Annotated in this window: 22 protein-coding genes and 4 tRNA genes; 9 read left to right on the top strand and 17 right to left on the bottom strand. The window is 62.8% G+C overall.

From position 1 onward, the window contains the following. Window positions 1–5: 5 nt before the first annotated feature. The 12 genes from S7S_RS09110 to S7S_RS09055 all read right to left on the bottom strand — a co-directional run bounded on the left by S7S_RS09110 (window position 6) and on the right by S7S_RS09055 (window position 11,013). Entirely contained in the window at window positions 6–473 is a 468-nt protein-coding gene (locus S7S_RS09110) for a response regulator (RefSeq protein ID WP_008737701.1), read from the bottom strand. Further along, window positions 470–1,378, bottom strand: a complete 909-nt coding sequence (locus S7S_RS09105) for a CheR family methyltransferase (RefSeq protein ID WP_008737699.1) — start codon at window positions 1,376–1,378, stop codon at window positions 470–472. The genes S7S_RS09110 and S7S_RS09105 overlap by 4 nt, the downstream gene beginning before the upstream one ends. Then, window positions 1,375–5,031 (bottom strand): response regulator, encoded by a 3,657-nt coding sequence (locus S7S_RS09100; protein ID WP_008737696.1) that lies wholly within the window; start codon window positions 5,029–5,031, stop codon window positions 1,375–1,377. Before S7S_RS09100 ends, S7S_RS09105 begins: the two co-directional genes overlap by 4 nt. 261 nt (window positions 5,032–5,292) lie before the next feature. After that, a tRNA-Leu gene (locus S7S_RS09095) sits at window positions 5,293–5,379 on the bottom strand. Window positions 5,380–5,438: 59 nt separating this feature from the next. After that, window positions 5,439–5,512, bottom strand: a tRNA-Cys gene (locus S7S_RS09090). 119 nt (window positions 5,513–5,631) lie between these two features. Then, window positions 5,632–5,707: transfer RNA gene (locus S7S_RS09085), tRNA-Gly, on the bottom strand. Between the two features lie 175 nt (window positions 5,708–5,882). Beyond that, the gene (gene pgsA, locus S7S_RS09080; protein ID WP_008737695.1) at window positions 5,883–6,494 is read right to left on the bottom strand and encodes a CDP-diacylglycerol--glycerol-3-phosphate 3-phosphatidyltransferase; all 612 of its coding nucleotides are present in this window, start codon (window positions 6,492–6,494) and stop codon (window positions 5,883–5,885) included. Between the two features lie 134 nt (window positions 6,495–6,628). Beyond that, complete coding sequence (gene uvrC / locus S7S_RS09075; RefSeq protein ID WP_035204870.1) at window positions 6,629–8,452, bottom strand: excinuclease ABC subunit UvrC; 1,824 nt, start codon at window positions 8,450–8,452, stop codon at window positions 6,629–6,631. A 63-nt stretch (window positions 8,453–8,515) separates the two neighbouring features. Beyond that, a complete protein-coding gene (gene uvrY / locus S7S_RS09070; RefSeq protein ID WP_008737691.1) occupies window positions 8,516–9,160 on the bottom strand; it encodes a UvrY/SirA/GacA family response regulator transcription factor in 645 nt (214 codons plus the stop codon). Window positions 9,161–9,289: 129 nt separating this feature from the next. Next, window positions 9,290–9,715, bottom strand: coding sequence for a fluoride efflux transporter FluC (locus S7S_RS09065; protein WP_008737687.1), 426 nt, complete (start codon window positions 9,713–9,715; stop codon window positions 9,290–9,292). After that, a complete protein-coding gene (locus S7S_RS09060) occupies window positions 9,708–10,127 on the bottom strand; it encodes a CrcB family protein (RefSeq protein WP_202966536.1) in 420 nt (139 codons plus the stop codon). The genes S7S_RS09065 and S7S_RS09060 overlap by 8 nt, the downstream gene beginning before the upstream one ends. Window positions 10,128–10,176: 49 nt before the next feature. Then, entirely contained in the window at window positions 10,177–11,013 is an 837-nt protein-coding gene (locus S7S_RS09055) for an SIMPL domain-containing protein (RefSeq protein WP_041025977.1), read from the bottom strand. Window positions 11,014–11,206: 193 nt separating this feature from the next. Here S7S_RS09055 and S7S_RS09050 point away from each other — a divergent pair. The 5 genes from S7S_RS09050 (at window position 11,207) to S7S_RS09030 (ending at window position 13,163) form a co-directional block, all read left to right on the top strand. Next, window positions 11,207–11,296: transfer RNA gene (locus S7S_RS09050), tRNA-Ser, on the top strand. Window positions 11,297–11,478: 182 nt separating this feature from the next. After that, complete coding sequence (locus S7S_RS09045; protein WP_008737681.1) at window positions 11,479–12,165, top strand: Bax inhibitor-1/YccA family protein; 687 nt, start codon at window positions 11,479–11,481, stop codon at window positions 12,163–12,165. Continuing rightward, a complete protein-coding gene (gene tusD / locus S7S_RS09040; protein WP_008737678.1) occupies window positions 12,165–12,554 on the top strand; it encodes a sulfurtransferase complex subunit TusD in 390 nt (129 codons plus the stop codon). Before S7S_RS09045 ends, tusD begins: the two co-directional genes overlap by 1 nt. A 1-nt stretch (window position 12,555) precedes the next feature. After that, the gene (locus S7S_RS09035; RefSeq protein WP_008737676.1) at window positions 12,556–12,885 is read left to right on the top strand and encodes a DsrE family protein; all 330 of its coding nucleotides are present in this window, start codon (window positions 12,556–12,558) and stop codon (window positions 12,883–12,885) included. Window positions 12,886–12,887: 2 nt separating this feature from the next. Beyond that, window positions 12,888–13,163: a hypothetical protein gene (locus S7S_RS09030; protein WP_008737675.1), complete on the top strand. Its 276-nt coding sequence runs from the start codon at window positions 12,888–12,890 to the stop codon at window positions 13,161–13,163. Window positions 13,164–13,169: 6 nt separating this feature from the next. On the opposite strand, the gene cysG is transcribed toward S7S_RS09030, so the two are convergent. The 5 genes from cysG to S7S_RS09005 form a co-directional block, all read right to left on the bottom strand. After that, a complete protein-coding gene (cysG, locus tag S7S_RS09025) occupies window positions 13,170–14,555 on the bottom strand; it encodes a siroheme synthase CysG (RefSeq protein WP_008737674.1) in 1,386 nt (461 codons plus the stop codon). A gap of 1 nt (window position 14,556) precedes the next feature. Further along, window positions 14,557–15,849 carry a serine--tRNA ligase gene (gene serS, locus S7S_RS09020; RefSeq protein ID WP_008737672.1) on the bottom strand — a complete coding sequence of 431 codons (1,293 nt, stop codon included), beginning with the start codon at window positions 15,847–15,849 and terminating at the stop codon, window positions 14,557–14,559. A 363-nt stretch (window positions 15,850–16,212) separates the two neighbouring features. Further along, complete coding sequence (locus tag S7S_RS09015) at window positions 16,213–17,538, bottom strand: replication-associated recombination protein A (protein ID WP_008737669.1); 1,326 nt, start codon at window positions 17,536–17,538, stop codon at window positions 16,213–16,215. Beyond that, on the bottom strand, window positions 17,535–18,149 hold the full coding sequence (lolA, locus tag S7S_RS09010) for an outer membrane lipoprotein periplasmic chaperone LolA (RefSeq protein ID WP_008737668.1): 615 nt from the start codon (window positions 18,147–18,149) through the stop codon (window positions 17,535–17,537). Before lolA ends, S7S_RS09015 begins: the two co-directional genes overlap by 4 nt. Before the next feature lie 31 nt (window positions 18,150–18,180). Beyond that, window positions 18,181–20,499, bottom strand: coding sequence for a DNA translocase FtsK (locus S7S_RS09005; RefSeq protein ID WP_008737665.1), 2,319 nt, complete (start codon window positions 20,497–20,499; stop codon window positions 18,181–18,183). Between the two features lie 376 nt (window positions 20,500–20,875). Between S7S_RS09005 and trxB the strand changes: the two genes are divergently transcribed. From trxB to infA, 4 genes are all read left to right on the top strand, one after another. Then, a complete protein-coding gene (gene trxB / locus S7S_RS09000) occupies window positions 20,876–21,820 on the top strand; it encodes a thioredoxin-disulfide reductase (protein ID WP_008737664.1) in 945 nt (314 codons plus the stop codon). A gap of 6 nt (window positions 21,821–21,826) precedes the next feature. After that, window positions 21,827–22,624 (top strand): leucyl/phenylalanyl-tRNA--protein transferase, encoded by a 798-nt coding sequence (gene aat, locus S7S_RS08995; protein ID WP_008737661.1) that lies wholly within the window; start codon window positions 21,827–21,829, stop codon window positions 22,622–22,624. Window positions 22,625–22,654: 30 nt separating this feature from the next. Further along, window positions 22,655–23,371 (top strand): arginyltransferase, encoded by a 717-nt coding sequence (locus S7S_RS08990; protein ID WP_008737659.1) that lies wholly within the window; start codon window positions 22,655–22,657, stop codon window positions 23,369–23,371. Between the two features lie 130 nt (window positions 23,372–23,501). Continuing rightward, the gene (infA, locus tag S7S_RS08985; RefSeq protein WP_008737658.1) at window positions 23,502–23,720 is read left to right on the top strand and encodes a translation initiation factor IF-1; all 219 of its coding nucleotides are present in this window, start codon (window positions 23,502–23,504) and stop codon (window positions 23,718–23,720) included. The last annotated feature ends 242 nt before the right edge of the window (window positions 23,721–23,962 follow it).

Below are 23,962 nucleotides of genomic sequence, written 5' to 3'. Positions count from 1 at the left end.
TGCTGTCAGTTTTTCTGGCCGCGTTGTTTTTCTGCCTCGTACGCAGCCCGATAGGCCTGCGCCTCCTTGAGCTTTGCCTGCAACTCACGCCGTTGCCGGTCCAGCTGCAGGAAAAAATTGACCTTGCTCTGCAGGATCAGCGGGTCGAGCGGTTTGAACAGGTAGTCGACCGCACCGGCCTGGTAACCCTGGAATACGTACTTCTGCTCTTTGCTGATGGCAGTGACAAAGATGATCGGGATGGTCTGCGTGTCCTTCCGCTGCCGCATCAGCTCGGCCACCTCGAAACCGTCCATGCCCGGCATCTGCACGTCCAGCAGTACCAGCGAGATATCTTCCTTGAGCAGAATTTTCAGCGCCTCGGGGCCTGAGTGCGCCTTGAGCAGACGACGCTCGGGCGCTTCCAGGATGGCGTCCAGGGAGACCAGGTTCGCGGGCTGGTCGTCCACCATCAGTATGCTTTGCTCAATCATCGCGTATCTCTTTTCATCAACTGCCGCTTGCGGAAGATGCGCAGATCCCCCACCACCGGCTCAAAATGCTCTTCACACCCGGAAAACCGCAGGCTTTCCTTGGTGCCCAGGCACAGATAACCGCCCATATCCAGGCTATCGCGGAACAGCCTGAAAACGCGCTGCTGCAGGTCCCGGTCAAAGTAGATCAGGACATTGCGGCAGACAATCACGTTCATTTCACCAAACACCTGGTCAGTGGCCAGGTCGTGGTCGGCGAAGACGATATTGCGTTTCAGGCGCTGATCCATGATCACGCCGTCGTACTTGGCGGTGTAGTAATCCGCCAGGGATGCCTTGCCCCCCGCGCGACGATAGTTGTCGCTGTAAACCTTGATGGCAGCGTAGGAATAGATGCCCTTCTTCGCCGCCGCCAGGACATTCTTGTCGATGTCCGTGGCATACAGCATGGCGCGGTCGAACAGCCCCTCTTCCTCGAGCAGGATCGCCATGCTGTAGATTTCTTCGCCGGTAGCACACCCGGCATGCCAGATCTTGATGAACGGAAACGTCTTCAGTACCGGCACCACCTCCTCGCGGAAGGCGCGATAGAATTCCGGGTCACGGAACATCTCGGTGACGTTCACCGTCAGGTCATTCAGCAACGTGACGAAAAACGCCTGGTCGCGCAGCACCCGGTCGGTCATCGCCATGATCGAGGGTAGCCCGGACATGCCCAGCCTGTGCATGACGCGGCGCCGCAATGACGCCTTGCTGTAGCTGCGGAAGTCGTACCCGTAAAGCTGGTAGATCGCCTCCAGCAGCAACCGTATCTCGATATCCTCGATGTTCACCTGCTCATCGGTCACCTGCACCGGTGGTTCGGTGGGCCGGGCCTGGTAAGGCGCTACCGGTTCTTCGCTCATTTGTGCAACCACACCCGCATCAGGGACGTCAGCTTGGCCATGTCGATCGGTTTCGAGCAGTAGTCGTTCGCGCCCGCGTCAATGCACTTGGCGCGGTCGTCCTTCATGGCCTTGGCGGTGAGCGCCAGGATCGGCAGCCGGCCGAAGCGATCCTGCTTGCGGATCTCGCCCATCGCCTGATAGCCGTCCATTTCCGGCATCATGATGTCCATCAGCACGATGTCCATGTCCGGTGCCTCATCCAGGGCTTCCAACGCCTCCCGGCCGTTATTGGCGATGGTGATGTCAAAGCCCAGTTCTTCCAGTTGCGCGGACAGTGCATAGATATTGCGCATGTCATCATCCACCAGCAGCAGGCGCTTGTCCTCGAACACGTCATCGCGATGCTCGACTGCCTGCGCGGCATTGCGCGAATGCCCGGGCAATGTGGATTCCAGCCAGTGCAGGAACAGCGAGGCTTCATTGAGCAGCCGTTCGGAGGAACGCTCGGTCTTGAGGATGATGCGGTCGGCATACTTGCGCAGTTGCGCCTCTTCCTCGCGGGTCAGGTCCTTGCCGGTATAGATGATCACCGGGACGCTGTCGTAATCAGCGCTGTTGTGGATCGTTTCCAGCAACTCGAAACCGCTCATGTCCGGCAATGTCAGGTCAAGGATCATGCAGTCGAACACCTGATTGCGCAGCGCTTGCAGCGCATCGGTGCCGTTGGTAGCCGCGGTGATTTCCACACCTTTCTGGTCAAACAGCTCGCGGATGCCCTCGTGCTGGATTTCACTGTCCTCAACCACCAGCAGCCGGCGCACATTCTTGGAAATGGCCGTCTCGATCTTGGCGAATGCACCCAGTATCTGGTCCTTGTTGACCGGCTTGGTCAGGAAATCAATGGCACCCAGGTCCAGCGCCTTTTTCCGTTCGTCCTTGCCGGACAGGAAATGCACCGGAATATCCTTGCTGCGTGGATCGGCCTTGAGCCGCTCCATCACTTCCCAGCCATCCATGCCCGGCAGGCCGATATCGAGGATGATGGCGCTGGGGCGGTAGTGGCGGGCGTATTCCAGCCCGCTTTCCCCGTCGGCACACACGTGCCCTTCCAGGCCATAGTCTGCCGCCAGGTCGACCAGCACGTTGGCGAAGTCGGTATCATCCTCGATGATCAGTACGCTCTTTTCACGCACCAGGAAACCATCTTCCGGCAGCGGCTGCACGATCTCGGCCAGCATCGCCCCCAGCGGTGACGGCGCCTGCTCGGGTTCTGCTTCAACCTCGACGGTATCTTCACTGCCGATGGGCAGGTACAGCATGAAGGTGGAGCCCTGCCCTTCGCCATCGCTGTGAATGGCAATTTCACCGCCGAGCAGCCGTGCCAGCTCACGCGAAATGGTCAGCCCCAGGCCAGTGCCGCCGTATTTGCGGCTGGTGGTGCCATCGGCCTGCTGGAACGCCTCGAAGATCAGCTGCTGCTTGTCCGGCGCGATACCGATGCCGGTGTCGATCACCGAGAAACGCATCGTCTCGCCTTTCACCAGATGCCGCGACGGCAGCCGCTCGTCCTCGGCCGGCACGTCCAGTTTCAGCGTCACGCTGCCCTGCTCGGTGAACTTGAGCGCATTGGACAGCATGTTCTTGAGCACCTGCTCCAGCCGCTGACGGTCGGTGAAGAAATGCGCCGGCATGTTGTCCTCGACCTGGACATGGAACGACAGCCCGCGGTTCTCGGCCACGTGGGAGAAGTTGCGGCGGAAATGCTCGGACAATTCCTGCGGGCTGATATCGTCGATGACCAGCTCCATCTTGCCTTCCTCGATCTTGGAAATATCGAGGATGTCGTTGATCAGTGACAGCAGGTCTGTGCCCGCCGAGTAGATCACCGAGGCATGCTCCACCTGTTTTTCATCCAGGTTGCCGCGCTTGTTCTCGCTCAGCGCATTGGACAGGATCAGGATGCTGTTCAGCGGCGTGCGCAACTCGTGCGACATGGTGGACAGGAACTCGGACTTGTAGCGCGAGGACATTTCCAGTTCGCGTACTTTTTCTTCCAGCTCCTGCCGCAGCAGCTCCAGCTCGCGGTTCTTCTTCGTCACCTCGGCCTTCTGCTCGGACATCAGCCGCGCCTGGGCTTCCAGCTCCTCGTTGGTGACACGCAATTCTTCCTGCTGGGCCTGGAGGCTTTCTTCCGAGGCGCGCAGCGCCTGGGTCTGGGCTTCCAGTTCCTCGTTGATGGCTTTCAGCTCTTCCTGCTGCTGTTGCAGGCGCGACTCGGAGGCAGAGAGATCCATCGCCTGCTGCTCCAGATCTGCATTGACCTGTCCCAGCTCACGTTTCTGCTGCTCCAGCTCCTGCGCCTGCAGCCGGGTCTGTTCCAGCATCTGTGCCAGCCGCACGCGGCTTTGCGCGGTGTGCACAGAAATCGCCAGCGCACGCACTGCCTGTTGCAGGAAGTTGAGATCGTCCTCATCGAACTCGCGGAAGGCGGCCACTTCGATCACGCCCTTGAGCTCATCCTCATGCACGATCGGCGTCACGATCACATTGCGTGGTGTAGCCGACCCCGTCGCCGACGTCACGCTGAGATAATCCTCCGGCACACGGCTGAGCAGAATCTGTTTCTGCTCCAGCGCGCACTGACCCACCAGCCCCTCACCCAGACTGAAATCACCTGCCAGGTGCTTGCGACGCTCCATGGCGTGAGAACTGTTCAGACGCAGCGTGCCACTCTGGTCATCAAACATATAAAAGGCACCGACCTGGGCGTGCATGGCCGGCACCATATAATTGAGCACGTTGTTGCCCAATTGCTGCAGCGTCATGTCGCCGCGCATGGTGTCGTTGAATTCAGCCAACTGGCTTTTCAGGCGCTCACTGCGCCGGTCTTCATCGCGCGCTGTCTTCAGCGCGTCACGCATGCGCCGGATGGCATACAGCAGCCGCCCGGTTTCATCGCGGCTGCGCACCTGGATATCTGCATCCCAGTTGCCCTGGGCGATATCGTCGGCGGCCACCACGGCGTAACGCAGCCCCTTGGTAATACTGCGGGTCACGCGCCAGGCAATCAGGCTCAGCAGCACAAACGTCAGGATGCTGATGCCCAGCCCGACATACTGCATATTGCGGCTGTCTTCGCGCGACACACTGAGCTTGTTGCGGAATGCCTCGTAGCGTCCCTGCTCAAAAGCGCGCTGCCGGGCTTCATACTGCGACTGCAATGTCAGTACACGCTGGCGCTGGCTTTCGATGGCCTGCGGCGACGCCGTGTGGCTCATGGTCAGTTGTGCCAGGGCGTCGGCTTCGGCCAGATAGCTGTCGACCAGCTCGATCAATGCCTCGACATCGTCATGGACGGTGGGGTTGATATCCGCGATGCGGCTGAGTGCTTCTTTGTAGCGCCAGGCCAGGCTGTGGGCCTCGACGAACAGTTCATCATTTTCCTGATTCAGGGCCTGGATAAAGGCTTCGCGCACGGCCGCGTAGGCGAGATTGCTTTCGTTGATATTCTCGAGCACCGGAACGTCCGTTTGCTCGATGGTGGAGATCTGGCGAATGTTGGCTTCGTTGTTATAAAAGCCGTAAACGAAATAGGCCAGAAACGCCAGAATGCCCATCGCGGCCACCGACAGGATCTTCAGTCGGATGGACAGATTGGTAAACCAGTTCATCAGGGTCCCCTCAACAACGTGCCGTGCGGCAGGCCGTTCCCGTAGTCACCGCCTTGGGGGCGGTTGAAATAGTTGTTCTGGCGGATGACATCATGGTCAGCCGAATGTCGTAGGCTAGCAGATACAATCAAGGCGAGACAATAAAGAAGATGCTTGAAAAATCGCTTTCAGGCTGCTGATTTATAAGGATTTTGTGATGCCATTATGATGGCATCATGGGGATTGTGACGGAGTTGGCATTTCGCGGGCAGATCAGGAATCTGGTGCCCGGGGCGGGACTCGAACCCGCACGCCCCGAAGGACAAGGGATTTTAAGTCCCATGCGTCTACCAATTTCGCCACCCGGGCAGGGTGAGACCGGTCCGGATGGCCGGTCCGGAAACTGCTTGAGGACTGCTTTAAAGATATGGAGGCGCGGGTCGGAATCGAACCGGCGTATACGGAGTTGCAGTCCGCTGCATAACCACTCTGCCACCGCGCCGTGAAACTGGATTACCGGAAAATCGGTGCCGAAAAAGCACTGCCCCGGAAAACAAAAACCCCGGTTGGGCCGAGGTTTCTGACCGGCCCGTCCCGCCTGGAACGGGCCTGGTCTGAATCTGGAGCGGGAAACGAGGTTCGAACTCGCGACCTCAACCTTGGCAAGGTTGCGCTCTACCAACTGAGCTATTCCCGCATATTGTGTTTGCTGCCGATAACGGAGGTCCATCATCGCCCGGAAATCGCCTGTATGGCAATGCCCTGACAGCGGCGAGGATTCTACCGCAGGTCGTCACCCTGTCAAGCCAACATTCCGTTTCGCCGTTCAAGTGCCGAATCTTTGAGCGCCAACGCTGAAAACTGGCGTCTTTTTAGCCTTTTCGGCGCGGCCACAACTCCGGCCAGGCCGCGCGCAGGTAACTCATCATCGACATCAGCGTCAGCACCGTCGCCACATACAGCAGCGTGTAGGACACCCACAGGTCCCAGGTCATCAGCAGATCGCCCGCCTTGGTCTTGCCGGGCGTCTGCACCAGCAGCGCGGTGATGGCAATGATCTGCACCACGGTTTTCACCTTGCCGACCCAGCTCACGGCCACCCTCGCCCGCTGGCCGATTTCCGCCATCCACTCCCGCAACGCCGAGACTGCGATTTCACGGGAAATGATCACCAGTGCGGGGATCGCCATCCAGGCAGTGCCGTGGTTCTGCACCAGCAGCACCAGCGCGGCAGCCACCATGAGCTTGTCCGCCACCGGGTCCAGAAAGGCCCCGAAGCGGCTGGTGAGCTGCATGCGGCGGGCCAGATAGCCATCCAGCCAGTCGGTGATGCCCGCCACCAGGAAAATGCCTGCCGCCAGCCAGCCGCTCCAGCTCAGCGGCAGGTAGAAGGCACCGACGAACACCGGAATCGACAGCAGCCGCGCCAGGGTCATCAGATTCGGCAGATTCAGGCTTGGTGGCACGTTGTGTTTATCCGGCATGCATTACGGGCTCATCTCTGATCAGAATTGGGCGTACTTCCCGCGTGCCGGCTGGCAGGCCAGGAATGCCCCTGTGGGCAGCGCGCCATTATGCAGCAATATGCCCGGGCAATCACGGCTGGCCATCCGGAGCGTCATTCGTGCAGCCAGGCGTAGATGGATTCGGCCATGCTGCGGCTGATGCCCGGCGCCCCCGCCAGGGACTCGACCGATGCATTGCGCAGCTGCTGCAGGCCGCCGAAATGATGCAGCAATTGCTGCCGGCGGCGCGGGCCGATACCGGGTATTTCCTCCAGCACGGAGGCGTTGCGTGCCTTGCCGCGCCGGGCCCGGTGGCCGGTGATCGCAAAGCGGTGCGCCTCATCCCGCACTTGCTGCAACAGATGCAAGGCCGGGCTGTCCGCCGGCGGTGTCAGTTCACGCCCGTCGCTGCGATGCAGCACTTCCAGCCCGGCCTTGCGTGACGGCCCCTTGCTGATACCGAGCACGTACATATGACCCAGGCCGATGCTTTCCAGGGCGGTCATCACGCTTTTCACCTGTCCCTTGCCGCCATCAATCAGCAGCAGCTCCGGCAACGCCTTGCCTTCACGCGTCACGCGCTGATAGCGGCGCGTCACCGCCTCGGCCAGCGCGGCGTAATCATCACCGCCCTGCGCCGGCGCCACATTGAAGCGGCGATAATCGCCCTTGATCGCCCCTTCCGCCCCGAACACGACACAGGACGCCACTGCCTGCTCGCCCCCCGTGTGGCTGATGTCGAAGCACTCAATGCGCGCCGGGGGCGCGGGCATGGCCAGTAATTCGGCCAGCGCCGCGTAGCGCTGGGCCATGTTATCGCGGCTGGTGAGCTGGGTGATGATGGTCTGCTCGGCGTTTTCCCGCGCCATGCGCAGCCACGCCAGGCGTTCGCCACGCACCGCACTCGCAAAACGGACCTTGCGCCCTTTCGCAGCGCGTAGCGCGTCGGCCAGCGCGCCCAGGCTCTCCACCGGGCGGTCGACAATCACCTCGGCGGGCAGCGCCAGATCGCCGCTGTCACCCAGGTAATATTGCGACAGGAATGCCTCGAGGATTTCCTCTTCATCATCGTCCGCGCGCACGCGTGGAAAGTGACTGTGATGACCCAGCACCCTGCCCTGGCGCACTACCAGGATTTCCACCACCGCCAGGCCATGGCGGGCCAGCACGGCGATCACGTCCACGTCGCCCCGGTCGGTATCCACATACTGCTTCTGCTGCACCAGCCGGATGGCCGCGATCTGATCACGCAATTCCGCCGCCCGCTCAAAATCCAGCGCCTCGGCCGCAGCGGCCATGCGCTGCTCCAGCCCGCTGGTGACCTGGGCATCGCGGCCGTCGAGGAAATCAATGGCCAGCGCTACCTGGCGACGATAATCCTCCTCGCTGACCAGCCCGACACAGGGCGCAGTGCAGCGCTTGATCTGGTATTGCAGGCAGGGGCGCGTGCGGTTGCGGAAAAAACTGTCACGGCAATTGCGCAGGCGGAATACCTTCTCCACGACATTCAGGGCTTCGCGGACGCTGCCGGCGCTCGGGTACGGACCAAAATAGCGTGTGCCCTCCTTGCGCTTGCCGCGATGGAACCCCACGCGCGGAAACGTCTGCTCCACGCTGATGCGAATGTAGGGATAGGATTTGTCATCGCGCAGCAACACGTTATACGGCGGCCGCAATTCCTTGATCAGCGCCTGTTCCAGCAGCAACGCTTCGGTTTCATCGCTGGTGACGGTGGTCTGGACGCCGGCCACCCGCGCCACCAGGGCGCGGGTTTTTACCGCATCAACGCGTTTCTGGAAGTAACTGTTCAGGCGCGCTTTCAGGTCGCGGGCCTTGCCCACGTACAGCACCTTGCCGTCCGCATCCAGCATGCGGTACACGCCTGGCTTGCGGCTGCAATGTCGGAGGAATGTCGCGGAATCGAACTCGGTCGCCAAGGTCTTTCAGCCAGACTGTGTCATGAAAACGGAACGGACGCCGGCGACCGGCCAGCAGCGCTGTCAGACCGCCAGTTCGGTGTCGAGCATACCATGCCGCACAGCGAGCAAGGTCATCTCCACGTCACTGGTGATGCTCAATTTGTCGAAGATGCGATAGCGATAGGTGTTGACGGTTTTCGGTGACAGGCAAAGCTTGTCGGAAATGTCCTGCACCTTGTGGCAGTTGACGATCATCATCATGATCTGCAGCTCACGCTCGGACAGCAGCTCGAACGGGGTCGCCTCCGGCGTGTAGGGTTTCAGGGCCATGGCCTGGGCTATGTGCGGGCTGATATAACGCTGCCCGGCATTCACTACCCGAATGGCACGGACCATTTCCTCGATGTCGGCGCCCTTGGTGATGTAGCCCACCGCACCGGCCTTGAGCAACCGGGACGGGAACGGCTCTTCCTCGCACACGGTCACGGCAATCACACGAATGCCGTCATTGGCGCGCACCATCTTGCGGGTCGCTTCCAGGCCTCCCATGCCAGGCATCTTGACGTCCATCAGCACCACATCCGGCTCCAGGTCGCGGGCCAGACGCACGGCTTCTTCACCACTGTCCGCCTGCGCCAGCACGCGGATACCCTCGACATCCCCCAGCATGCGCGCAATACCGGTGCGCACGAGGTCATGATCATCGACCACCATAACCTTGATCATTGTTGTCTCCGTTTATTGTCATCCCTGACGTGATTCACGCTTGCGGGTGCCTGGTAAGCCATACCGGACAACGCACCACGCGGCGGCTGGCTACAGATTACAGCCGCCCGAAGGGGATTAGAAGCGGGGTCACAGCGTGCCATCACGGGGATTGAAGCGCTGGCCGACGGTATAGCCGGTGGCCACAGCAAGCAGCCACGCCAATACCGACGCCAGCACATAGCCGCCGGCCAGCCCCCAGGCCTGCGCCTGGAACATGGCCAGCACTTCCAGGCTGAAAAACGAGAAGGTGGTAAAGCCACCGAAAACCCCGGTGACCCAGAACTGCTGCCAGGCCGGTGGCAGTCGCCAACGGCCGCCCGGCAGGGTCAGCGCCGCCACCAGGCCGATCAGGAACGACCCCAGCACATTGGCGGTCAGCGTCCCCCAGGGCCAGCCGCCGCCGTGCAGCCACACACCCAGCCCCCAGCGGGCACTGGCGCCCAGCATGCCACCGAGTGCCACCATCAGCGTCAGGGCGATACCGGGTACCGGCGGGCGCGGTATCTCAGCCACAGCACCAGACTCCCAACAGGTACCCACCCGTCACCAGCACCAGGCACCCCGTCACCGACAGCAGTACATACAGCAACGCCCGCAGCGGGTAGCCGTGCTGCCGGGCCAGCACCAGCGTCTGGATACTGAATGACGACACCGTCGAATAGCTGCCCAGCAACCCGGCAATCAGCAACAACCAGCCAGCGGGTACCGGCAGGCGGCCAAGGTTGAACAACGCCAGCAGCCCGCCTGCGAGCAGCGCCGCACTGAGGTTCACGACGAGCGTGCCCCACGGCATCGCCGTGCCCAGGCGGCGCTCGATGGCTGCTGCCATGTGATAACGGGCCACGGCACCGGCGGCACCGCCGAGGGCCACCAGGCCGAGCCCGGTCAGGCTCGGCAATATGGCGGGGAACTGCGTAGCGGTCATCAGCGCGTCCATCGGGTCCACATCGGCCGGAATGTTAGCCGCTTTCCGGTTAGTCCGCTTTCAGGGTGTAGAGCGCACAGACACGGCCTTCGATCCGCTGCGGCTGCAAATCCGCCGCCAGGGCGAACTGCTCGGCGGCGGCCGCCAGTTGCTGTGGCGACGCATCCCGTGGCGGCAGCGGTGCGGCGGCGACTTCCGCCGTCGCGCGGGAAAACGCCACCGCCCCACCCCGATAACCGGTCTCGGCCGCCGGCGTGCCAAGACACGGCCCCTGCCCTTCCTGCAACCACTGCAGCGCCCCGAGCGTGGCGCCGCCCGCCTGCGCGGCCAGTTCGGCACGCTGCCGGGCGTCCTCGACCGCCGCTTCATAGGCCGCTCGCTGCCCTTCGGCGGTCGGTTCAAGATAAAACCCCAGCGCCGACGACTGTACCGGCCCGGCCGCCAATGCCGCCCCGCGGGCAGCGGCGGCCTGTTCCGGGTCCAGCACTTCCACATTGACACTGACACGGGCCACATACCCCAGCAGCGCATCCGGATGCACGTTCTCCACCAGTTGCTCGTTGAACTCATTCAGGCGGCGTGTCACCTGCCGGTAATAAGGCCGTACATCCAGATTGGAGGTAATGCGCACCTCGCCATCGCTGGCCAGCCGGATCGCCTCGGCGGCGCGGTTGGCGCGCTCCACCACGGCGGCGGATGCCGCTGCACTGTGTTCGTTCTTTTCCTCAAACTCGACATTGAAGCGGGCGCGGTTGGGGGCCTGCTCCACGAAGGCGCGGCCGAGCACTTCGATGGTGGGACGGCGTTCGTCGGCCTTGTCCTGTGGCGGCGCACAGGCCGTCAGGGCAAGCAGGCTGATGGCGGCAAAAGCTGAGACAGGATGCATGGTGCTCCCTCACGTGGATGATTGTCCGCATATGGCCAGAGAGCACATGGCGATGCAAGGGTTACACGGCACGCCCGCAACGCAACAACCCCCCTCTGGTGTTCCGCGAACGTCGCGGGCGCCTTTTCTGGTTGACTGTCCTGCTCACCTGTTTATCATGCCTGCTCATTCGCTTGCCGCAGCGAAGCTTCCCGGAGAGGTGGCAGAGCGGTTGAATGCAACGGTCTTGAAAACCGTCGAGGATTAACGTCCTCCGTGGGTTCGAATCCCACCCTCTCCGCCACTTCCATTGTGCCTGTCATCGCTTTATCCCAGCCTGGAAAACCTCGCCACTGCCAGCGCCCGATATGGACGCCCATGTCACCCAGTGTCACAAACTGACACTATGATGCCGGAATGCCTTGGATTTTAGGGCGCCCGCTTCTATTATCCGGGAACTGATGTGCATTTTGGGGAACCCGACCTATGGATAAGGATTACCGTTACGCTGCGCCCACCTCCGCTACTGCCGGCCCGATTGTCGGCGGCGAGCAGGCTGCCAGCGTACTGCGCAACACTTACGGCCTGTTGGCCATGTCGCTGGCGGTGTCTGCCGCGGCAGCCTGGTTCGCCATGGCGTCCAATATCGGTTTCATCAACCCGTTTATCGTGATCGGCGTGTACTTCGCACTGCTGTTCGCCAACGCCAAGCTGCAGAACAGCGGCTGGGGCATCCTCACCGTGTTCGCCATTACTGGCTGGCTGGGTTTCACCACCGGCCCGATCATCAATGCCTACGCCAGCGTGCCCGGTGGCATGGAAACCGTGACGCTGGCGCTCGGCATGACAGCGACGGTGTTCATCGTGATGTCGGCCATCGCACTGGTGACCCGGAAGGATTTCTCCTTCATGGGCAGCTTCCTGATGGTGGGCCTGATCGTGGCCTTCGTCTGCGGGCTGGTCGGCCTGTTCTTTAACCTGCCGATGCTGTCGCTGGCCGTATCCGGGATGTTCGCCCTGCTGTCGTCGCTGCTGATCCTGTGGCAGACCAGCGCCATCATCCATGGCGGTGAGACCAACTACATCCGCGCCACCGTGACGCTGTTTATCTCCCTGTACAACCTGTTCCTCAGCCTGCTGCACCTGCTTACCGCCCTGGGTGGCGATGACTGATGCAGTACAGCCTGCTGGTGACCGCCGGGCCTGACAGCCAGGCGGCCACCACCGCGCTGCGCGCCGCCGAGGCGGTGCTGGCGCGGGGCCACACCCTCTTCCGTATTTTCTTCTATCGCCAGGGCGTACTGCTCGCCAACCGGCTCACCAGCGTGAGCGCGGGCGAAGTGGATATCTGTGCCCAGTGGCGTGCCTTCATTCGTGATCATCAACTCGACGCCGTGGTCTGCATCGGTGCCGCCCTGCGGCGCGGTATCGTTGATGCCGACGAAGCCGCCCGGCTTGAACTGGAGGGTGACAACCTGGCCCCCGAATTCGTTCTCTCCGGCCTGGGCCAGTGGGCCGAGGCGGTGGCCGTGAGCGACCGGGTCATGAGTTTCGGACGCTGACATGTCTCCCCTGCTGATTTGCCGCACACCACCCCATCAGGACGACAGCCTGGCCGAACTGTTGGACATGGCGCTGACGCTGGCCGCCTTCGGGCAATCCGTGACGTTGCTGTTTCTGGGTGAGGCCATCCAGCACCTGATCGGCCACGGGCCGGCCACCGGCCGTCGCGATATCACCGAGTTGCTGAATGCGTTATCCGATTACGGCATCACCTGCGCGGCGCCACACAGTGCGCTGGAAACGGTGACGCCGTTCGTGCCAGTCACTGCAGTGAACGACGATGCCCTGCCCGCGCTGCTGGCACAGGCCAGCCACGCCTGGGGGTGGTGAAGATGAGCACGTTGCATCTGGTGGCCTTTTCGCCCTCGCGTACCGACTTGCTCGCGCAGGTGGCCGCGTGCCTGGGGGAGAACGATGAGGTGGTACTGCTCGAAGCTGGCGTGTTTATCGCAGGTAACGCCGCCGCCTGTGCGACGTTCACCGGCACCCGGTGCTACGTGCTGCAGGATGAGACCGTACTGGCTGCGGATGGCATGGCGGCCATCGACTGGGCCACGCTGATCGCGCTCACCGAATCCCACCCACGCTGCCTGAGCTGGTGGCCGTAACCCGCGTCAGCCGAACCAGTTCAGTTGCGCGTGCAGCGCTACCACATCACCGATGATCAGCAAGGTGGGCGCCGGCAGTTGCGCCTGCGCCGCGAGGGCAGGCAGGTTTTCCAGCGTGCCGGTCACGACCTGCTGATCCGCCGTGGTGCCTTGGGACACCAGCGCTGCCGGCGTCTGCGGCGACTTGCCGGCGGCAATCAGGCCACGGCTGATATCCGGCAGGCTTACCAGCCCCATGTAGAACACCAGGGTTTCGTTTGGCGTGGTCAGCGCCGCCCAGGGCAGATTCAACTCGCCGTTTTCCTTGCGGTGCCCGGTGACAAAGCGCACTGACTGGGCATGGTCCCGATGGGTCAGTGGAATGCCGGCATAGGCGGCGCAGCCGGAGGCTGCAGTGATGCCGGGCACCACCTGGAAGCGGATGCCTTCGGCCACTACCCGCTCGATTTCCTCACCGCCCCGGCCGAAGATGAACGGGTCACCGCCTTTCAGGCGGCAGACTTTCTTGCCTTGCCGGGCGTATTGCACCAGCAGTTCGTTGATCTCGTTCTGGGGAATCACATGTTCGGAACGCTTTTTGCCCACGTAGACCAGCTCTGCATCACGGCGCGCCAGTTCCAGCACGCCCGGTGACACCAGCCGGTCGTAGAGCACCACGTCGGCTTTCTGCAACAGGCGCAGCGCCCGGAACGTCAGCAGGTCCGGGTCGCCGGGGCCGGCGCCGACCAGATAGACCTCACCTTCGGACAGCGTGGCGGCATCGGCCTGTTCAATGGCCTTGTCCAATAGTGCCCCGGCCTCTTGCGAACGCCCGGCAAGGCTCTGTTCCACCACCGGGCCGTCCAGTACATTTTCCCAGAACAGCCGGCGCGCCGACACCGCCGGCAGTTTCTCGGCCAGCGCCTTGCGGCGGCTGCCCATCAGGCTGGCCAGCTCCCCCCAGCGGGCCGGCAGCCAGGATTCAATGCGGCTGCGCAGCCAGCGCGCCAGCACCGGCGACGCGCCGCCGGAACTGATGCTCACCAGCAGCGGATCGCGGTCGACGATAGCGGGAAAAATAAAGGTACACAGAGACGGATTGTCGACCACATTGACCGGTATGCCCCGTGCCTGTGCAGCCTCTGACACGGCGCGATTGACGCTGTCGCTGTCGGTGGCCGCAAGCGCCAGTTGCACGCCGTCCAGTTGTGCGGCCTCGAACACCGAGGCCAGACGTTCACCGCCGGTCTGGTCCACCAGTTCCGCCAGTGCCGGCTCGATCTCCGGCGCCACGACCCGCAGGCGGGCACCGGCGCGCGCCAGCAGGCGCGCCTTGCGCAGGGCGATCTCGCCCCCGCCCACCAGCAGCACCCACTGTCCATCGACCCGCCAGGATACCGGCAGATACTGCATATCAGCCTCCGAGGCGTTCCGCCCCGCGCAGATAAGGCCGCAACGCGGCCGGCACGGTGATGCTGCCGTCGGCGTTCTGGCCGTTTTCCAGCAGCGCCACCAGAGTCCGGCCCACCGCCAGGCCGGAGCCGTTCAGGGTATGCACCAGTTCCGGCTTGCCGGTGTCCGGGTTACGCCAGCGCGCCTGCATGCGGCGGGCCTGGTAATCGCGGAAATTCGAGCAGGAGGAAATCTCGCGATAGGTATTCTGGGTCGGCAGCCAGACTTCAATGTCGTAGGTCTTGGCGGCCGAGAAACCGATATCACCGCCACACAGGGTGACGACACGATAAGGCAGCTCCAGCGCCTGCAGAATCGCCTCGGCATGGCCGGTCAGTGCTTCCAGTGCCGCATCGGAGTCCTCCGGGCGCACCAGTTGCACCAGCTCGACTTTTTCGAACTGGTGCTGGCGAATCATGCCGCGGGTATCACGGCCATGGCTGCCCGCTTCGCTGCGGAAACAGGGGGTGTGGCACACACGCTTCTGCGGCAGTTCGGCGGCGTCCAGAATCTCGTCCGCGTACAGGTTGGTGACCGGCACTTCGGCGGTGGGAATCAGATACAGCTCGCGTTCGCCTTCAACACGGAAGAGGTCTTCCGCGAATTTCGGCAACTGGCCGGTGCCACGCAGGGCATCCGGGCCGACCAGATACGGCACATAGGTTTCGGTGTAGCCGTGCTGGCTGGTGTGCACGTCAAGCATGAAATCGATCAGGGCACGGTGCAGGCGCGCGATGCTGCCGCTCATCACGGCAAAGCGGGCGCCGGACAGTTTCGCGGCACGTTCGAAGTCAATGCCGCCATTCATTGCTTCGCCGAGGTCGACGTGATCGCGCGGTGTGAAATCAAACTCGCGCGGCGTGCCCCAGCGGCGCACTTCGACGTTGTCGTCCTCGCTGCGGCCCGGCGGTACATCTTCGTGCGGCACATTGGGCACGCCCATCAAGAATTCACGCAGTTGCTCCTGGATCGCCTGGGCGCGTTGCACTTCGCGGTCCATTTCCGCATCGATCTGCGCCAGCGTCTCGGCCACCTGGGCCTTGGCAGCGTCCACCGACATGCCGGACTGGATCAGGTCACCCACCTGCTTTGAGGCTTTCTTGCGGTCCGCCTGCAGGGCCTGGGAACGCATGTCGGCGTCCTTGCGCTCGGCATCCAGCGCCTCGAAGGCGGCCAGATCCAGTGTGTATCCCCGCAGCGCCAGCCTGGCACTGATCTCTTCCCCTGCTTTGCGCAGCTCGCGAATGTCCAGCATGTGTCTGAATCCAGATCGGTGATAAGTGAAAGGCAGACATTATCGGGAAGTCGGCGCCGGGATGCGAGTGCCAGGGGACCTCTGAATAACTCCCCGGTGGTTCTGCGGGCGCTACAGCATGCAGTAGCAAGGCGCGGCGCGCCGGCAATGGCATCGCCCTTGCCAAGCGACGCAATACCCCATTCGGGGCACAGGCGCGGCTAATGCGTGCTGTAGCGCCCGCCCTTCGGGGCTTTCCGGGCGGCACCTGCTCCGCGTTGCGACTTCTCGACGTAGCCCGCTACGCCTTCGAAGTCGCGCCTTGATCAGGCGTCGCCCGGAAAGCCAGAACCACCGGGGAGTTATTCAGAGGTCCCCTAGCAGTCAGTCCTCGCGCTGCCAGTCGCTCTGGCGGTCCTTCTCGCGCAGGCTGGCCAGTTTTTCGGCCATGCGGATTTCCAGACCACGGGGTACCGGCTGGTAGAACGCCGGGCGCGGGATGGAGGTCGGAAAGTAACTTTCGCCCGGTACATAGGCGTCGGGAAAATCGTGGGCATAGCGATAGTCGTCGCCGTAACCCTCGGCTTTCATCAGCTTGGTGGGGGCATTGCGCAGGTGCAGCGGCACTTCGTCCGTGGGGTGTTCGGCGACGAAGCGGCGTGCCTGGTTGTAGGCGTTATAGACCGCGTTGCTTTTCGCGGCCACGGCCAGATAGACCAGCGCCTGGGCAATGGCCAGCTCGCCTTCCGGCGAACCGAGCCGCTCCTGGACCTCCCAGGCATCCAGCGCCAGCCGCAGCGCACGCGGGTCGGCGTTGCCGATATCCTCGCTGGCCATGCGCACCACGCGGCGGGCGATATACAGCGGGTCGGCGCCGCCGTCGAGCATGCGGGCAAACCAGTACAGCGCGGCATCCGGGTCGGAACCGCGCACGGATTTGTGCAGCGCGCTGATCTGGTCGTAGAAGATATCGCCGCCCTTGTCGAAGCGGCGCAGGCTGTCGCGGAACAGCTCCTTGAGCAGCGGCTCGGTGATCTCGCCGTCTTCCCCCCGGGCCAGGTCAGCGGCAATTTCCAGCAGGTTCAGCAAACGGCGGGCATCACCGTCCACCTGATCCAGCAACAGTGTGCGGGCGCCCTCGCCCATTCGCAGCCCGTCCAGTGGCTCGGTGGCCAGGGCCCGGTCAAGCAGTTGCGCCAGGTCATCGCGCTGCAGCGATTGCAGCCGATAGACCCGCGCCCGCGACAGCAACGCGTTATTCAGTTCAAACGAGGGATTTTCGGTGGTGGCACCGATGAAGATGAGGGTGCCGTCCTCCACGTGTGGCAGGAACGCGTCCTGTTGCGACTTGTTGAAGCGGTGCACTTCGTCCACGAACAGGACTGTCCGGCGCCCCATCGCCAGCCGGTCGCGCGCACGCTCGACTTCGGCACGAATATCCTTCACTCCGGCCAGCACGGCGGACATGGTGACGAAGGCGGCCTGGACATGGTGGGCCAGGATCAGCGCCAGGGTCGTCTTGCCGGTACCGGGCGGGCCCCAGAGGATCATCGAATGCAACTGGCCCTGGTCCAGGGCCCGGCGCAGCGGCTTGCCGGGGCCCACCAGATGTTGCTGGCCGACATACTCTTCCAGCGAGGCCGGTCGCAGGCGGGCCGCCAGCGGCTGATGGCGGCTGTCCTGCCCCGGACCGCTGAACAGGTCACTCATAGTTCGCTGACAACGTCGGCCCCTTCCGGCGGCTCGAACTCGAACAGGCTGCTGTCCAGCGCAGTGTTCAGGCGCACATTGCTGAAGTCGATGGTGGTTTGCTGACCCAGCGCATCCTCCAGCCGCATGCCGCGCGGAGTGTCACCCTCGAAGGTGACTTCCAGCAGACTGAACAACGGCTCCTCGCCTTTCGGACGCAGGCGATAGGTCACCCTGCCACGATGGCGATCGGCTTCCTCGATGGTGAATTCATTCGCGACTTCTTCCGGGTTGCCGCTGAACAGCAGCGCGGGCGTATTGCCCACCTGGTCGCCCAGCGCCCGCTCGATGACCTGATCCAGATCGACATCGTAAATCCAGACCACATCGCCGTTGGAGACCACCAGTTGTTCATAGGGAGAATCCGCATGCCAGCGGAACTGGCGCGGGCGGGACACCTGCATTTCCCCTTTCGCTTCCTGCAACCGGGAGCCGCCGCGATCCAGCACCAGTTGCTCGAAATCGCAGCTCATGGAGCGCACTCCGGCCAGCCGTGACACCAGGTCTTCCGTCGCTCCGGCCCAGGCTGCCGGCGACAACGCCAGCACCACTAACAGATACCATTTCTTCATTGCAGCTCCTGCTTGCATAATCCGGCGGCGCTCAGTCTGACCCGCCGGGCACAATCACTTCACGCTGGCCGTTATGGCCTGCCGCACTGACCACGCCCGCCATTTCCATCGCTTCCACCAGGCGGGCGGCGCGGTTGTAGCCGATCTTCAGCTTGCGCTGCACGGCAGAAATGGAGGCGCGGCGGCTTTCGATGACATGGGCCACTGCTTCGTCGTAGAGCGGGTCCTGTTCGGCGTCGTCGTCACCGCCGCCGTCCATGCCGCCGAAGGCGCCGCCGCCCTCGCCGCCTTCGAGAATCTCCGGCAGGTAGTTTGGCTCGCCCCGTTTGCGCCAGTCGTCGCAGACACGGTGCACTTCCTCATCTGAGACAAAGGCGCCGTGCACACGTTCCGGCACGCTCACGCCCACCGGCAAATAAAGCATGTCGCCATGGCCCAGCAACTGTTCAGCGCCGCCCTGGTCGAGCACGGTGCGGGAATCGATTTTCGAGGACACCTGGAATGCCATCCGCGACGGCACGTTGGCCTTGATCAGGCCGGTGATCACATCCACGGACGGACGCTGCGTGGCCAGGATCAGGTGAATCCCGGCGGCCCGCGCCTTCTGCGCGATACGCGCAATCAGTTCTTCCACCTTCTTGCCGACGATCATCATCATGTCGGCAAATTCGTCCACCACGATGACGATATAAGGCAGCTTCTCCAGCAGTGGCGCCTCTTCCGTCAGATCCATCGGGTCGTTCGGTTTCCACAACGGGTCTTTTAATGGCTTGCCCTGCTTTTCGGCGTCCAGCACCTTGCGGTTGAAACCGGCCAGGTTGCGCACGCCCAGGGACGCCATCAGGCGATAGCGGCGCTCCATTTCGGCCACGCCCCAGCGCAACGCGCTGGCGGCTTCTTTCATATCCGTCACCACCGGCGTCAGCAGATGCGGAATGCCGTCGTACACCGCCAGCTCCAGCATTTTCGGGTCGATCATGATCAGCCGCACATCATCCGGCGCTGATTTGAACAGGATCGACAGCAGCATGGCGTTCAGGCCCACGGATTTACCGGAGCCGGTGGTGCCGGCCACCAGCAGGTGCGGCATGCGCGCCAGGTCCGCCACCACCGGGCGGCCACTGATGTCCTTGCCCAGCGCCAGTGTCAGCGGCGACGGTGAATCATCAAAGGCCTTGCTGGCCACCGCCTCGGTGAAGCGGATCATTTCCCGTTCTTCGTTCGGGATCTCGATGCCCACGGTGGTCTTGCCGGGAATCACTTCCACCACGCGCACGGAAATCACCGCCAGCGAGCGGGCCAGGTCCTTGGCCAGATTGGTGATGCGGCTGACCTTGATGCCCGCCGCCGGCTGGATTTCAAAGCGGGTGATCACCGGTCCGGGCTGGACCGCCACCACTTCCGCTTCGATATTGAAATCACGCAGCTTGATTTCCAGCAGCCGTGACATGGCGTCCAGCGCCTCGTCGGAGAAACCGCCACGGCCGTTTTCATCCACCATATCCAGCAAGCCAATCGCTGGCAGCGTGCCGCTTACCTGGGTGGTAAACAGCGGCTGCTGCTTTTCCTTCTCGGCACGGGCGCTGGTTTCGACTTTCTTGACCGGCGCTGCAATTTTGGGCGGTACACGGGTCGCCGCCTTCTGCTTCGCCACTTCCACCACTTCGCGACGCTGGGCCACGACCACTTTCGCATGGCGCTGGTCCTCACGGCGCTCACGCGCTGCGGCAAACCACTTCAGCATTTTCTGCGCCAGCGCCATCACGCCGGCGCCGAGGCGCTCGGCCAGGCGTATCCAGGAGAGGTCGGTGAAGATGGTCATGCCGATCAGAAACAGCGTGATCAGTACCAGATTGCCGCCGGTGTAATTGAACGCGTGCAGCGAGCCGGTGCCGACGACCTGGCCGAGAATGCCGCCGGCATCTTCCGGCAGCGTGCTGCCATTGCCGGCGAAATGCATGTACGCCAGCCCGGTGCCCGCCATCATGGTCAGGACAAAACCCACCAGCCTCAGGCTGAACATCGGCCAGTTCCCGGCCAGTCCGGCGTGGCGCTCACGCAATACGCGGATACCCCAGAAGGCCACCAGCACCGGGAACAGGAACGCCAGATAGCCGAACAGGAAAAACAGCAGATCAGCGGCGAAGGCCCCGAAACGGCCGCCGGCATTGCTGACCTGGCGCACATCAGACACATAGGACCAGCCCGGATCAGCCGGGTGGTAGGTCACCAGTGCCAGCAACAGATACAGTGACAGCGCCAGCAGGCTGATGATCATGCCTTCCAGCAGCCCGCGCCGCAGATGGCGTGCCCAGCCGGGCGTTTCTGTCTGAACCTTGGAATTGCTCACGTGGGGTATCTCATCCTGCCGTTGCGTGACGTCCTTGCCGGCAAACAAAGAAGCAACTTAAAAAACCGGCGCTAACATAATGAATTTTCAGGGATGTTACGCTTATTGAGCCTGGGACTCCACTCTCCGGCGGCCCAGCGTGACGCGCACACCGGCCCCGGAACAGCCCCTATGATATTGATCGGAAAAAGCACTGGCCAGCCGGACAGCCCGAAAACCCTGCATCGCAGCCCCGGCGGCAGGCCGCAAGCCCCCGGCAAACGGCCCGTCGCGCTTCAACGCACCGGGGAATTAGTGTAGCTTCCTCGCTGCTTGAAGTATCAGTACACAACCCCATTTTTGCGCTGACTTTACGTTTGTTGTTGTGGAGGAATTCATGAGCACTGCCCAGCATCACCGCCTGATCATCCTTGGCTCAGGCCCGGCGGGCTACACCGCTGCGGTGTACGCCGCCCGTGCCAACCTGGCCCCGGTCGTGATCACCGGCATCCAGCCCGGCGGGCAGCTCACCACCACCACCGAGGTGGATAACTGGCCCGGCGACGTCGAAGGACTGCAGGGCCCGGACCTGATGGTGCGCATGCAGCAGCATGCCGAGCGCTTCAATACGCAGATGATCTATGACCACATCAACGAAGCGGACCTGCGCCAGCGCCCGTTCACCCTCAAGGGTGACAACGCCACTTACACCTGCGATGCACTGATCATCGCTACCGGTGCCTCGGCCCGCTATCTGGGCCTGGATTCGGAGGAAGCCTTCAAGGGCAAGGGCGTGTCCGCCTGCGCAACCTGCGACGGCTTTTTCTATCGTGGCCAGAAAGTGGCTGTGATCGGTGGCGGCAACACGGCCGTGGAAGAGGCACTGTATCTTTCCAACATCGCCAGCCATGTGTACCTGGTACACCGTCGCGACACCCTGCGCGCCGAGAAGATCCTGCAGGACAAACTGCTGGCCAAGGACAACATCACGCCGATCTGGCACCACACGCTGGATGAAGTGCTGGGCGACGACTCCGGTGTGACCGGCGCCCGCCTGCGCGCCACCGGCGACGACCAATCCACCCAGGACCTGGATGTCCAGGGCGTGTTCATTGCCATCGGCCACCAGCCGAACACGCAGATTTTCGAAGGCCAGCTCGACATGCACGACGGCTATATCCGCATCAGGAGCGGCAGCGAAGGCAATGCCACGGCCACCAGTGTCCCAGGCGTCTTCGCCGCCGGTGACGTGGCAGACCATGTCTATCGGCAGGCAATCACGTCCGCTGGTGCCGGCTGCATGGCCGCACTGGATGCGGAAAAGTACCTCGACGATCTCTGAGGCCACTTGAAGAACGATGTCGGAGCGCTCCCCTGGCTTGCGCCGGGGGCGCCCTTTCCTGATACCCGGCACGCGCTGGACGATCCGAACGGCCTGCTCGCGATCGGTTCCGACTTGCGGCCCGCGACATTGCTCAGAGCCTACCGCGCCGGCATCTTTCCCTGGTTCAGCGATGACCAGCCGATCCTGTGGTGGTCGCCCAGCCCCAGGCTGATCCTCGCGCCCGCCGAGTTTCACTACAGCACCAGTCTGCGCAAGTTACTGCGCCGCGATCACTTCCGCTTCTCCATCGACCAGGCATTTACCAGGGTGGTCCAGGCCTGTGCCCTGGCGCCCCGCGATGGCCAGGCCGGCACCTGGATTACTGACGACATGCGGGTCGCCTACGCGCAACTGCACCGGCTGGGCCATGCCCACAGCATCGAGGTGTGGCAGGCAGATGAACTGGTTGGCGGCCTGTACGGCATTCACATTGGACGCATGTTCTTCGGCGAGTCCATGTTCAGCGTCGCCGCGAATGCCTCCAAGGCGGCGCTGGCCCTGCTGTGCCTGCTGCAACCCGCACACGGCATTGATCTGGTCGATTGCCAGATGGAAACGTCGCACCTGATGTCACTGGGCGCCCACAGCGTCCCGCGCGCGCAGTTCGAACAGGCGCTGCGTGAACGTGTCGACGTACAGAATGACTGGTCCTGGCCGCACACCCCGACGGCTCTTGCGGAATACGCGCGACGTTATAGACTGGAAACAACGTTGGCCGGCCAGCGTGTCCTGCACCCCACCGCGCACGCCGGTCCGAACTGATTCTCCTGAGCCAGCAATGCCACGGGACCTATGAGCAACCTCGCCACACTCCGCTTCTTCAGCACGCCGGCCCACGCCTGCAGCTACCTGGAGGAACATCAGGCGACCACGCTGTTTGTCGACCCGAAAGCCCGCATTACGCCGGAGCTGTACGGCGACCTGACCCGCATCGGCTTCCGCCGCAGCGGCGACTATCTCTACCGTCCGCATTGCAATGCCTGTACTGCCTGCATCCCGGCCCGGGTGCGCGTGGCCGATTTCACTCCGCGACGCAATCAACGCCGGGTGCTGGCTCGCAATGCCGCCGTGCGTGTGGAAATGATCCGGCCACTGTTCACGAATGAGCTGTACCAGTTGTACAGCCGTTATATCGAGCGCCGGCATGGTGATGGCGACATGTTCCCGCCAACCCAGGAGCAGTTTGCCAGCTTCCTGATGTCCAGCTGGAGCGACACCCGCTTCTGCTGTTTCCGCGACCCGCTTGGCCAGTTGCTGGCGGTGGCGGTGGTCGACCTGCTCTCCGATGGCCTGTCGGCGGTCTATACCTTCTATGACCCGGCCCGCAGCGATCTCAGCCCCGGCTCGCTGGCGGTACTCTGGCAGATCGAGTTCTGCCGCGAGCGTGGCCTGCCCTACGTCTACCTGGGTTACTGGATCCGGCGCTGCCGGAAGATGCGCTACAAGCAGGACTTTCAGCCGCTGGAATTGCTGCTCGATGAGCAGTGGCAGGACTGCCCTCTGGATTGATTCCCCGGCACCGGACGCGGCACACTTCCTGCCCTTCGCCCTGCCGCGGGGAAAGGCTTTGCAGCCCCCGCCGGTTTCCGGCACAATTGCGCCTTCCTTGAAGCTGAGCACCCCCTGGGCTACTGATTGCATGGCGAAAGAAGAGCAGATTGAACTCGAAGGCGTGGTGGTCGACACCCTGCCCAATACCATGTTCCGCGTGAAGCTGGATAATGGTCACGAGATTATCGCCCACATATCGGGCAAGATGCGCAAGCATTACATCCGCATCCTCACCGGCGACCGGGTCAAGGTGGAAATGTCACCTTACGACCTCAGCAAAGGTCGCATTACCTTCCGCATGAAATAATCCTTTCCTGCCCGGGGCATGCCTTGTGCTCCGGGTGGTATCCGCCTTACCGACTCCCTCTTTGTTCCGGCACCGGCCTTGCTGGCGTATGCCTGCGTCTGCGTCATCGGAACAAGAAAGGTGTATCGCGGGTTAGCGGGGAAGGAGTGATGTCAGGGGCGTAGGTCTGACGTCGGACGTCGGACGTCGGACGTCTGACGCCAAAGCCAAAGCCAAAGCCAAAGCCAAAGCGATTCCCCCTC

Origin of the sequence: Isoalcanivorax pacificus W11-5 (genome assembly GCF_000299335.2) — a bacterium.
Classification (GTDB): domain Bacteria; phylum Pseudomonadota; class Gammaproteobacteria; order Pseudomonadales; family Alcanivoracaceae; genus Isoalcanivorax; species Isoalcanivorax pacificus.
Note: the sequence above shows the minus strand (reverse complement) of the source record. Positions and strands in the feature narration are given on the sequence as shown.